Source organism: Bradyrhizobium sp. P2_E8, assembly GCF_056403875.1.
This window is the reverse complement of the sequence record NZ_JBFUES010000145.1, coordinates 1-10741: the sequence shown is the minus strand read 5'-3', so window position 1 is coordinate 10741 and position 10741 is coordinate 1. Positions and strand designations below refer to the sequence as shown.

At 60.3% G+C, this 10741-nt stretch carries 10 protein-coding genes; 5 read left to right on the top strand and 5 right to left on the bottom strand.

Translation table 11 applies throughout. From position 1 onward, the window contains the following. Positions 1–286: 286 nt before the first annotated feature. Positions 287–1159, bottom strand: coding sequence for a LysR family transcriptional regulator (locus AC1D00_RS10870; RefSeq protein ID WP_477010678.1), 873 nt, complete (start codon positions 1157–1159; stop codon positions 287–289). A gap of 153 nt (positions 1160–1312) precedes the next feature. On the opposite strand from AC1D00_RS10870, the gene AC1D00_RS10865 reads away from it, so the two are divergent. Then, entirely contained in the window at positions 1313–1966 is a 654-nt protein-coding gene (locus tag AC1D00_RS10865; protein ID WP_477010677.1) for a hydrolase, read from the top strand. 74 nt (positions 1967–2040) lie between these two features. On the opposite strand, the gene AC1D00_RS10860 is transcribed toward AC1D00_RS10865, so the two are convergent. Both AC1D00_RS10860 and AC1D00_RS10855 read right to left on the bottom strand, forming a co-directional pair. Then, the gene (locus tag AC1D00_RS10860) at positions 2041–2769 is read right to left on the bottom strand and encodes a sulfite exporter TauE/SafE family protein (protein ID WP_477010676.1); all 729 of its coding nucleotides are present in this window, start codon (positions 2767–2769) and stop codon (positions 2041–2043) included. Positions 2770–2806: 37 nt separating this feature from the next. After that, positions 2807–3190, bottom strand: coding sequence for a hypothetical protein (locus AC1D00_RS10855; RefSeq protein ID WP_477010675.1), 384 nt, complete (start codon positions 3188–3190; stop codon positions 2807–2809). Between the two features lie 227 nt (positions 3191–3417). Here AC1D00_RS10855 and AC1D00_RS10850 point away from each other — a divergent pair, with 227 nt between their 5' ends. The 3 genes from AC1D00_RS10850 to AC1D00_RS10840 all read left to right on the top strand — a co-directional run bounded on the left by AC1D00_RS10850 (position 3418) and on the right by AC1D00_RS10840 (position 7454). After that, a complete protein-coding gene (locus tag AC1D00_RS10850) occupies positions 3418–6564 on the top strand; it encodes an ATP-binding protein (RefSeq protein ID WP_477010674.1) in 3147 nt (1048 codons plus the stop codon). Positions 6565–6778: 214 nt separating this feature from the next. Further along, a complete protein-coding gene (locus tag AC1D00_RS10845) occupies positions 6779–7240 on the top strand; it encodes a universal stress protein (protein WP_477010673.1) in 462 nt (153 codons plus the stop codon). A gap of 55 nt (positions 7241–7295) precedes the next feature. Continuing rightward, the gene (locus AC1D00_RS10840; RefSeq protein ID WP_167771197.1) at positions 7296–7454 is read left to right on the top strand and encodes a hypothetical protein; all 159 of its coding nucleotides are present in this window, start codon (positions 7296–7298) and stop codon (positions 7452–7454) included. A 57-nt stretch (positions 7455–7511) separates the two neighbouring features. On the opposite strand, the gene AC1D00_RS10835 is transcribed toward AC1D00_RS10840, so the two are convergent. Both AC1D00_RS10835 and AC1D00_RS10830 read right to left on the bottom strand, forming a co-directional pair. Further along, positions 7512–8078, bottom strand: coding sequence for a DUF1697 domain-containing protein (locus tag AC1D00_RS10835; RefSeq protein WP_477010672.1), 567 nt, complete (start codon positions 8076–8078; stop codon positions 7512–7514). A 305-nt stretch (positions 8079–8383) separates the two neighbouring features. After that, entirely contained in the window at positions 8384–9517 is a 1134-nt protein-coding gene (locus AC1D00_RS10830) for a L,D-transpeptidase (RefSeq protein WP_477010679.1), read from the bottom strand. Between the two features lie 606 nt (positions 9518–10123). On the opposite strand from AC1D00_RS10830, the gene AC1D00_RS10825 reads away from it, so the two are divergent. Beyond that, complete coding sequence (locus AC1D00_RS10825) at positions 10124–10732, top strand: hypothetical protein (RefSeq protein ID WP_477010671.1); 609 nt, start codon at positions 10124–10126, stop codon at positions 10730–10732. Positions 10733–10741 lie beyond the last annotated feature (9 nt).

Here is a 10741-nt window from a genome sequence, read left to right as displayed (position 1 = left end):
GGCCTGCCCCCTCGAAGCAGCACACCACCCGAATGCCTGTTTTCCTTGTTGTTGTCAGTAAGAGCTGCGCCGCGATCGATCGGTTTGATCCATCTCAAATGACTCACGCATTTTGAACGAGAAGCAAAGGCCGACCGCCCATCGGTGTCGGCCTTGATGAAGCGCGCAACAGGTGTTGCCGCTGGGAACGAAAACGCAGGAAAATCAACGAACGCGTCCGATACCCCCGCAGCTCATAACGGTCTGGTTGCAGGTTCGAGCCCTGCCGGGCCCACCCGCCGATCCATCACTTGACCCGATCGCAATGCTCGATCAGCAATTCCGTGAGGACCCGGATCTTCCGCGCGGGATGCTGGCCTGGCGGGCGGATGACATAGGCACCCGCCGGAGGCGGTGGATGACGGGTCATGACGGAAACAAGCCTCCCCGATGCCAGCAATTCATCAGTGAGGAAATCGGGGAGGTAGGCAATCCCGAGTCCTGCTGCTGCGGCGGCCACCAGAGCTGTGCCGTTGTCGGCCTTGAAGCGACCCTGTGGACGAACCGTGATGATCTTGTCGCCATCCATGAGCTGCCAAGCTTCCGCGCCCTGCATTAGAGCTTGATGGGCGATGAGTTCCTCGGGTGTCTCAGGCGACCCGTGCTCTTTGACGTAGCCAGGACTCGCGACGAACTTGCCGTAGATAGGTCCGACGCGCTTGGCGATCAAATTTGAGTCTTGAAGATGGCCAATTCGAATCGCGCAGTCATAACCTTCTGCGATGAGATCGACGAATTGGTCACTGTAGCAGGTGTGGATTTGGAGCTGGGGGTGTCGTCGCGCCATTTCCGCCATCATGGGGGCGAAGTAGTTCGAGCCGAAGGACAGCGGCACGGCAACTCGCAAGCGCCCACGAAGCTCGCCGGCAGGCAGGATCGTCTCTTTGGCCACGTCGATCTCGGTGCAGACTCTGGCAGCATAGTCCCGGAACGTCGCGCCAGCTTCCGTTAGAGCGGCGCCGCGGGTGGTTCGTGCAAGGAGCTGGACACCAAGTTCCGATTCAAGCCGCAAGAGCCGTCGACTGACGATTGACTTGGCAACGCCGAGCCGAAGCGCAGCAGGCGAAACTCCGCCAGCGTCGGCAACTTCTACGAATGTCCGCAGCTCTTCGATGTCCACTTTGGCGTACCTCATTTCGCGACACAGCTTGCCACGAAACGGTACTACCGCATCGAACGCGGGAACGGCAATAAACCCTCCAGGTGACGCCGCCTCTGGCGAGCGTCTCCCCAAAACCGATGCCGCATTCAACGGCAACAAAGGGATCTCATGATGAAACTTCGTAACGGCCTTGCTTCGCTTCTTCGCCCCGAAGACTCAGTGCTCGTTCTGATCGACCACCAGCCCTACCAGCTTGCGAACGTGAACAGCCATGAACCGCAGATGGTGATCAACAACACGGCAGCTCTCGCGAAGGCAGCAAAGGCCTTCGGTGTCCCCACGATCCTGACGAGCGTAATTGCCGAGCGTGGTGGCCTCCTCTTCCCTCAGATCACCGAAGTGTTCCCCGGACAGGAGGTGATCGATCGGACGTTCATCAACACCTGGCAGGACAAGAAGGTGGTGGACGCGGTCAAGGCCACGGGCCGCAAGCAGCTGATCATCGCCGGTCTGTGGACCGAGATATGCGTCGCGATGCCGACGATCCAGGCCCTCGGCGAAGGCTGGGACGTCACTGTGGTCACAGATGCGTCCGGTGCCGTCTCGGTCGAGGCCCACGAGGTCGCCATCCAGCGCATGATGACGGCCGGCGCCAACATGATGACCTGGTTGGCAGTGGCGGCCGAATGGCAGCGCGACTGGGCCAGGGCCGACCAAGCCGTCAAGCTGACGGAGGTGATCCTGCAGCATGCCGGCGGGAGTGGCATCGCGTTCCTGTGGGAGCAGCAGCTGCTCAACACACCGGTCCCGAAAAGCGCGGGCTGAGCTGAACCGGGTGACGAGGATCCTGGAACCGTTGCGGGCCTCGTCACCCTCGCCTGGTCGCGCGACGGGCGTAACTACAACACCAGCAACAGTCCCGAAACCAGCAAGATGCTGAGAATAATTCGCCGGAACAGCGTGTCATTGACGCAGCGAAAGGCGAAAATCCCGAGCGCCGTTCCTACAAGGAGCGCCGGGATGGTAACGGCGAAGTCAACCAGGACCTTTGTCGACAGATCTCCTCGGATCAGCATGAGAACAAGTGCCAATATCTGCATGGCGGCGATGAAGGGTTGAACCATTCCGCGCTGCTCGGTCTTTGGCACGCCGTGGATGTCACACCATATGGTCGGTATTGCACCCGGCATTGCCGTCAACCCGCCGACAAAGCCTCCGCCGAAGCCGATTAATGCATTACGTCCCGCATTCATCTGCAAGCGATGAGAAAGCACCGGCCGGAATAACGTGTAGGCCGCGTAGCAGGCGACGGCGATACCAAAGCTCTCTCTGAAGATCCGCGCGTCTGCAGCTTGCAGCAACCACACGGCGATCGGAACGCCAAGCAATCCACCGACGACCAGTCCCGAGCTCTGTTTCCAGCGGATGCTTTTTCTCAAGGCCCAAAGACCCGCCGCTTGCACGGTGATGCTGCAAGCCATCAYCAGCGGGACCGCCTCCCGTGGTGGGAGAACGTGAAGGAGAATCGCGCCGGCCACCGCCGAAAAGGCAAAGCCCGCGAGGCCCGAGACGAAAGCGCCGCAAAACACAGCGATACTGAGCAGGCAAAACGACGCCATGTCGCCCATGAGCTAACCCTTCTTGTCTGTCAAATCGACCTGGCGATTAGTCCCCGGACGACAGTCCGGGCGGCTCGGGCGGTGCCCCGGCATCGCTCTGGCGGATCGAAGTCAACATCATGGCCGCGAGGATGTGAAAAACGACAACGCAGATGGCGATCGTTGCGAGCAGCGTATTCTCGCCCGGCGCCGAAATCCGATGCTTGCGTTCGGACGACTTTTCACTGACCGGCATTGTCGCGCCCTCCAACGTCTGACCGAGAGGCAAACTGGGGCCACCCACTGTCGACCAGGTGACGATTCTGTCGAAGGGTGCGCTCTGCCTGCAGGCGTCGCGAATGGTGGAGCGCTTGAAGGAGGTGCCCAAACCAGCCGTCTTTTCGGGAAGAGCCCGTGGAGACGCCGAACGAATTCGCTGAAAATAACGCATCGCTTCTGGTTGAAGCTCTGCTGTTAAACAATGGTACGGAGGATGCCGCGATCGACTGAAACATCTTGTGAAGCAACAACCTATAGAACACGCGGGTGAGACGCCGCGCCTTTTCTTCCAAGCGCATGACACGAGCACCTTGTGTGAGTGACTGGATACGGCTGGAAGTATCGGGCGGGACGCCGCGCCACGCTTTAAGGCGAGCTTAATTTGTTCTTATCGTTTCCTTGATTCTGAAGGGTGTGCTTGATTTCGGGCCGGTGTACCGGTTGAATATCCGCCTCGCGCGCACCTCCGAAGGCATTGTTTTGCTGTATCTATTTGACGAGTTTGTCCTCGACACCGACCGGCGGGAATTGCGCCGTGACGGACGTACGATCCCGTTGCAGCCTCAGGTTTTTGACGTCCTCGAATATCTGATCCGCCACCGCACCCGGGTGGTGACGAAGGACGATCTGATCAGTGCAATTTGGGGCGGGCGCATCGTCTCGGAGTCAGCGCTCACCACCCGCATCAACGCAGCCCGTACGGGAATAGGCGATTCCGGCGAGATGCAGCGGCTGATCAAGACCTTGCCGCGCAAAGGCGTCCGCTTTATCGGCACGGTGCGGGAAGCGGCCAGGGAGGTCGAGAACGCGGTCGTACCTCTGAAAACCGAAATCTCCACCCTGGTGGTCGGCCGGACACCCTCCTTCGAGACGATCGACCAGATGACACGGCACGTCTTGTCCGGCAAACGGCAGATGGCTTTTGTCACCGGAGAAGCCGGAATTGGCAAGACGGCCTTCATCGCCAAGGCGGTCGAGCAGCTGACGGACCAGGGCTTCGATCAGCTCTATGGGCGCTGCACCGAACGATTCGGAACAGACGAAGTTTTTCTTCCACTCATCGATGCGCTGGTGAGCCGTTATCGCGCAAACGGTCCGGAATTGATTTCGGCAGTTCGCGCCCACGCCCCCACCTGGATCCTGCAATTGCCCGGCGTCATCGACGCATCGGAACGCGCGGCTTTCCAGGAGGAAGTGTTCGGCGCGACGCGCGAACGGATGCTGCGCGAATTCTGCGATCTTCTGGAAGCGCTGAGCATCGACCGCCCCTGGGTTCTTGTTCTCGAAGATCTGCATTGGAGCGACTTCGCGACCCTCGACGTACTGTCTCGCTTCGCGCGCGGGAACGGCAAGGCGCGCGTGCTGGTCCTCTGCTCCTATCGTCCGGCTGACAGTTCCGTCGGCGGGCATCCCATTCCTCGCCTGCACCGGGATCTCGAGATTCATGGATACTGCAGCGAATTGCGCCTCGATCGGTTGTCGCGCTCGGAGGTCGAGCGTTACCTGGCATTGCGCTTCGACGACGAGGAACTTGCCTCCAGCCTGTCAAAGCCGGTGTTCGAGCGAACGCTGGGACATCCCTTGTTTGTTGCCACGCTGCTCAAACACTTGATCGACCAGGAGTCGATAGTCGAAATGGACGACGGATGGCGCCTGTCCTCACAGGCCGCATTTACGCAGGACCGCATTCCAGACAGCCTCGTGAACATGATTGGCCACGAGCCCGATCGCCTCACCGACAGCGMGCGGCGTCTGCTCGATGTCGCCAGCGTTGCCGGCGAGGAATTTTCTGCGGCCCTCGTTGCGGCCGGCCTGTCCGACGATGCGATCGACGTTGAAAGGGACATCGAAGCGTCGATCCGGAAGGATCAAATCCTCGTTCGTTCGGGGGTTTCCGAGTGGCCCGATGGGACATATTCGGGCTCCTACGCCTTCCGGCACATTCTCTATCAGAACATCATTTACCAGAATCTTCCGCCCGGTCGCCGCGCACAAACGCACAAGCGCCTGGGCAAGAGGCTGGAGGAGGCCTATGCCGGCCGCACCTCCGAAATAGCGCCCGCGCTCGCACTTCACTTTGAGCAGGGTCGCGACTTTCCGAGGGCGTTGCGCTACCTCCAGGAAACGGCAAAGAGCTCGACGAAACGCCTCGGCCATGCGGAGGCCGCAAGCTATCTCACCCGCGCGCTTGGCATACTCGATCGTTTCGATGCTGCCGACAATTTCTCAACCCGCGTCGCTCTTCTGCGGCAGCGAAGCTGGGCCCATCGCTCGTGCGGCGACCTCGTCGGCTCCATCCGTGATCTGCGAGACATGATTGCCTGCGCCGAACAAGCGGGCGATGTCCAGCAACAGCTCAACGGCCTCACGGCTGTGAGCAGTCTCTGCTTGCGCGTGGATCGCCACGCCTGCCTTGAGGCCGCCGAAGATGTACTGTCGCGAAGCCAGGCGCTTGCGGACGACACGTTCAAGGCCCTGGTCCAGGGCAGCAGCGCGAGCGTCAACCTGTTCCTCAACGGCTGGCGCAAACAGGACGCCACGCTCTGCGACAGGGCGATCGAGCTGAGCGCGAATGCCACGAATTATGGCATCTTGATCAGGCGCAACGGAATATCCGGTATCGTTGATTGCTGGAGGTCGCGGTACCAGGAGTGTCGGCGCGCCGGCACGGAAGGCAAGCGATTGGCGCGTCTGGCTGGCGACGTTTACACTTTTGTTCTGTTCAACGTTCTTGAGTCAATCGCGCTTATTCATCTGGGCGAGTGGCGCGAATTGCGACGTGAAATCACGGCCGGCCTCGAACTGGCCGTCAGGAACGCGAACGGCCCCAGCAGCGCATTGTGCCGGCTGACGCTTGCGTGGCTGCACGTCGAAGCGATGGACTTTGATGGAGCCCGGGAGCTCTGCGAAAGCGTCGACGATAGTCTGCTGGTCGGCGATCAGTCGACGTACTTCCACAAGCGGGCCGTCCTTGCCAAGGCCTATGTCGGCCTGAACGATCCGTCGGGAGCTCGCAGGCAATTTGACGATATTGAGCGCCGCCGGCTTGAAGAAGGCATCGACATCGAATTTACCGCCGCGACGCAGGTGTATCATTGCCTCGGCGAATATTACTTGCAGGTTGACGACTTTACGCAGGCTCAGAGCTGTGCTCGCCAGCTCCACGACTATGTGGCCACGGCCCCGGATCTCAATCACCTGGCCCAGGCCCACGGACTGCTCGCGCGTACTGCGCTTGCCTTGGGCAATTCAGCGGAGGCTCAGTTGCAGCTGTCCCGCGCGCTGGAGATCGTCGACGGTGCCGACTTCCCGATTGCATCCTGGCGAGTGTACCGCACGGCCGCCGAGATCTTCGCGAAGTACGGAGACGTCGACAGAGCGGCGACGTATCGCATGCGATTTGTCGACACCGTCCGARGGCTCGCGCAAAATTTCGAACCCGGGGATCGGCTGCACAAGAGCTTGCTCGCCATGTTGGCAACGCGAACAGCGCAGCTGGAAGCAATGACCTCTCTGCCTTCGCGACCCGACAGCGCACTCCATTGACCCAATCTGCCTCGGATTGCGGTGACAGTGCACTCAATAGCGCAGGCCGCGTTCGCATGGTCGTAAGCTCGTGAATCAAGTGCACCATCACCGTAACAGCCGCCCTTCGAAGCTTTGACGGCGAGACCATAGCCGAGAACGCGCATGGACCCGCGCCGCGCATAGGATCATACTCCCCGGGCATCACTTTGTTCGACGAGCAAGGGAGCCACCAATGTACGCCAACATTCTCTTGAGCACGGATGGATCGGACGTCGCGAGAAAAGGCGTGGAGCACGGCATTGCCCTGGCGAAGGCCTTGAACGCCAGGCTGACGATCATCACGGTGACGGAAGCGCTGCCGATCGACCATGGGGGCGGACACGACTCGGGATGGATTCCGACGCGGGACGAGATCGACAGCTTCGACGCAGCCTGCAAGGCCCGAGCGGGCAGAGTGCTCGATGAAGCGCGCGCGATGTCGGAGCAGATCGGTGCGCCTGCAGAATTCTTGCATGTTCCGAATGCGCACCCGGCGACTGCGATCGTTGAAACGGCAAAGTCCAGGGGCTGCGACTTGATCGTCATGGCCTCTCATGGGCGTCGCGGCCTCAGGAAGCTGTTTTTAGGCAGCCAGACATCCGAGGTCCTGGTGGACGGACGCGTCCCGGTGCTGGTGGTGCCGAAGCCGACATAAATGACCGTGCAGGGTTGACCCGGCGACGCTCGGCTGTTCCGCTGGGCTACCGCACATGACCGCTCTCTCGCGGCAGGAGAATTTCATGGTTAGTGAAAAAGGCCCGAACATCAAGAAGAAGCAGAAATGCAAGAATTGCGAGGGCAAAGGTTTGCTCAAGAAGGGCGACAAGGTGGTGAAGTGCCAGCGATGCAAAGGCACCGGGGTGCGGTGATGTTGGGTTGACGGCCTCTCCATTGCCGCGGCCGCTGCATTGCCTCGGTGATCGCTTTTATTTTCGATCAGCAGGGCTGGATCTGGCCGAAGTCACGGCCTCACCGATTCGCCTCAGCGTATTCGTGTTGCGCAACGTGCCGACGCCTTGCAGGCGCCCGGCGCCTAACGCCGAAAGCAAACGCGATCTCGCTGGATCGCCCGTAAAATGGATCCAGAGATCGCCACCGGCGACGGCAATTCGTTCATCGCTGATATAGCGTGTCAAGGCGTTTTCGCCACCTTTCGGAATTGGACTGCGCATCACGCGAACGGCGACCCTTTGCGGATCAGCGGTCGCTTCGGCACGAAACGGGTTCGCGCGTAGCAGGCGTCGCCACGCGTCGGCGTTGCGAACGATGATCGCGATATGCTTGCCGAACCGCGCGTTGAGGGCCGCTTCGAGGTTTTTCTCCAGCTTGCCAATCGACGCCTCGTCGCTCTCAAATGTCAGATTTCCCGTCGCGCCGATGGTTCTGGGGTCACGGAGGCCGAGGCCTTGCGCCATGGCACGCAGCTCGGCCATCGCCAATCGCCGGCCGAGCGGGAGAACCACACTGTAAAGCAGGGCCACGTAGGTCGTCATCGCGGGATGGCTCTCGTTTTCGGTCGGCTGTCCCGACCAGTCATCTTAAGGGGTGCAGTTGGGTGACGATCCCTTCTGTAATCCGAGTTGCGAGGTCAACCCCCTTTCTTCGGGGGCGGATGTCCGGTTTCGGGGTAGAAGCGGCCACCCCGAGAGCAAGCGCGGAAGTCACACTTTGACCCAGAACGGACCTCGCGCTGCATTGGCTTAGATGCGGACATCAAGAATCTTGCACCAGAATTGCCGTCGAACAATTCCAGCGGGTTGCGCAGCGGCATCGTGTGTTGGTGGGGTGCGCCGCCGCATCAATGCGTTACCACGATGAAATCCGTGTCATTTCCCGTCTCATGGCTAAATCCGTCGTCGGAAATAATCAATGAAGAGGCCGGCGTCAGAAGTTTAGAGATCCTCTCAACGGTATCCTGTGGTATTTCGATGCGGTTGAGGACAGCGTTGGCTTTATCGGGCGACGGTACCGATAGGGCGGTTTGCTTCGCGGGCGCTTCGCGCTCGTTCGTGGCACCCACGATGCGAGGAAATTCGTCCGGAATCGACACGACGGTCCAGCGAATAGCCGCTCCCTCGTTCTGGAATTCCATTGCGGTAAACACGTGCGTTCCCAGGGGCTCCTCCGGATTTTCGATATTGACCCCGACATCAAACAACGGCGAGAAGCCCYGACGCACGAAGAGCTTGCTCAACTTACGACTCACGAAGACGGAGATCGGCACCATCCTTCTAGGTGCGCCTTCAGCGGAAGCCGAGCTTGGACCCTGGAGACTAGTGGCTTCTGGAGTCTCGGCCTTGGACGCCGGTGATCCATGCGTTGCCGCGGCTGTGCTAATGCTCTTACCCGCGACTGTAGCAGCCTGAAATTCCGGCGAACCGGACACGGCTTTCGGCCCAAAGAGGTGCGGATTGTTTATCTCGACCGGCTGGACATCGTCGTGCGCAATGATCACGCGCGTGCCGCGCTTCGTGAGATGCCAGAGTCGAATGGCAAAGTCATTTTTCAAACGGATGCAGCCGTGTGACGCCGGGTGCCCAGGCACGACACCGGCATGCAACGCAATCCCTGACCAGGTGATGCGCTGCATGTAGGGCATGGCGGCAGCGCTATAAATATTTGAACGGTGCCATCGTTGTTTGCTGATCACGCTGAATACGCCGAGGGGTGTAGGATGGCCCTGAGTTCCCGTGGACACCGATGAGCGTGCGATCAGGGCCCCGTTGTCAAAAAGCGAGACCCGTTGGTCAGCGATCGAGATGATGATCTGGAGCGGGCCCTTCGGAGGGTCCTCGGGCCGAGCGTTCTTCGCAGATCCAGAGTTTGTCTGCCGGTGATGGTGCTTGTGTTTGAACGGAGCGTAGTGGCCTGGCCAGAACCTGTTCTGCGGCCAAAACAGAAACTGAGCGTGTGCGATCCCTGTAGAGAGCATGAAAGCGGCGAAAGCTATTATTGGAGTCTGCTTCCTCATCCAGTGCCTCATGCAGTGAAGTTGCATGCGAGGTCCAACCAAAAACGTCGCGTTAGCGATCATAGCCTCGTCTTCAAATCTGGTCGCAGTGGGTCGAAAATTGGACCAATTCCAATGACGAGGCCAATCTGCTGGAAGAAGACAATCGGCAATAGCCGTMGCGCCGATCGCCGGGCCGATCAATGTACGGTGTGAGGGCCGTTGCGACGGACGCTTTGATCTCGGGCCATGGGGTCGGTTCGCTCGAAGATCCCATAAATCGTCAACGACAGACCGCTCGAGGGGCCGGCATCCGCGACTACGGCCACTCAAGCGCATCTGTTGGTCCGACATTCACCATGGCGGGCTCGCCCCGAACTGGCCGCATGGGTCCGAAACTTCCCTACACGCTTATGTCGGAGAACAATTGCTTGCCGGCGGCGCGTTGCATGCGGGCAACACTTCTTGGAAAAGTTGATGAGCTGCGGTTTGCGCCATTGCGCGGCCACGTCTCGACCCGAAAATCAACCCGTCGCGTGCTTGCCTGTGGAGCATGGCTCAGGCAGAGCCTTTGGAGGCGACGGGATCATGAATCCGCGGCGATTTGCGGCAGTGGCGCCCACGTTTTGCGGAACGGTCGTTCTCGCAGGGTGGATCGTTGGCTGGCTGGCTGGCTTCGGTTCGGCCGGCACCGAGAACACCCGCGCAGTGCCAATCGAGGACCGCGCAGCATCTCTCGCCGCCAACGCCAGGCTCGCGGATGAACCGCAGGCAATCGCAATTGGTAACGCCGTTGTCGCTAACACCGTTGTCGCGAACGCCGCTGTCGCCAGCGCCGAAGTGGCGACGGCCGCCGAACCCGCGGCGGGGACGGCCACCGACACGACCGCGGCCCGGGATAAGCCGGAATCGATCGTCGTGGCCGCGTTGCCCGATCCGTYGCAGACGCTGTCGGCCGATTTACCGCCTGTGCAGGAATCGGTGGGCTTGGGCCACCATGATGTCGCCCAACCGGTGCCGACAACGCGCAATGCCTCCAACCCGGCGCTGGTGACGCAGGATTTTCGGTATCTCATCTATTACGTCTGGTCCGAACTGCCGCCTACCGAGAAACCGGCGGAAATCGTCTTAAGGTCACTCACTATTACGTCTGGTCCGAACTGCCGCCTACCGAGAAACCGGCGGAAATCGTCTTAAGGTCACTCA

What these genes read in the sequence shown, in the direction of transcription:
- AC1D00_RS10865 (WP_477010677.1), top strand. Translation starts at nt 1,313, where the DNA reads ATGAAACTTCGTAACGGCCTTGCTTCGCTTCTTCGCCCCGAAGACTCA.
- AC1D00_RS10835 (WP_477010672.1), bottom strand. Translation starts at nt 8,078, where the DNA reads ATGACGACCTACGTGGCCCTGCTTTACAGTGTGGTTCTCCCGCTCGGC.
- AC1D00_RS10855 (WP_477010675.1), bottom strand. Translation starts at nt 3,190, where the DNA reads ATGCGTTATTTTCAGCGAATTCGTTCGGCGTCTCCACGGGCTCTTCCC.
- AC1D00_RS10840 (WP_167771197.1), top strand. Translation starts at nt 7,296, where the DNA reads ATGACCGCTCTCTCGCGGCAGGAGAATTTCATGGTTAGTGAAAAAGGC.
- AC1D00_RS10845 (WP_477010673.1), top strand. Translation starts at nt 6,779, where the DNA reads ATGTACGCCAACATTCTCTTGAGCACGGATGGATCGGACGTCGCGAGA.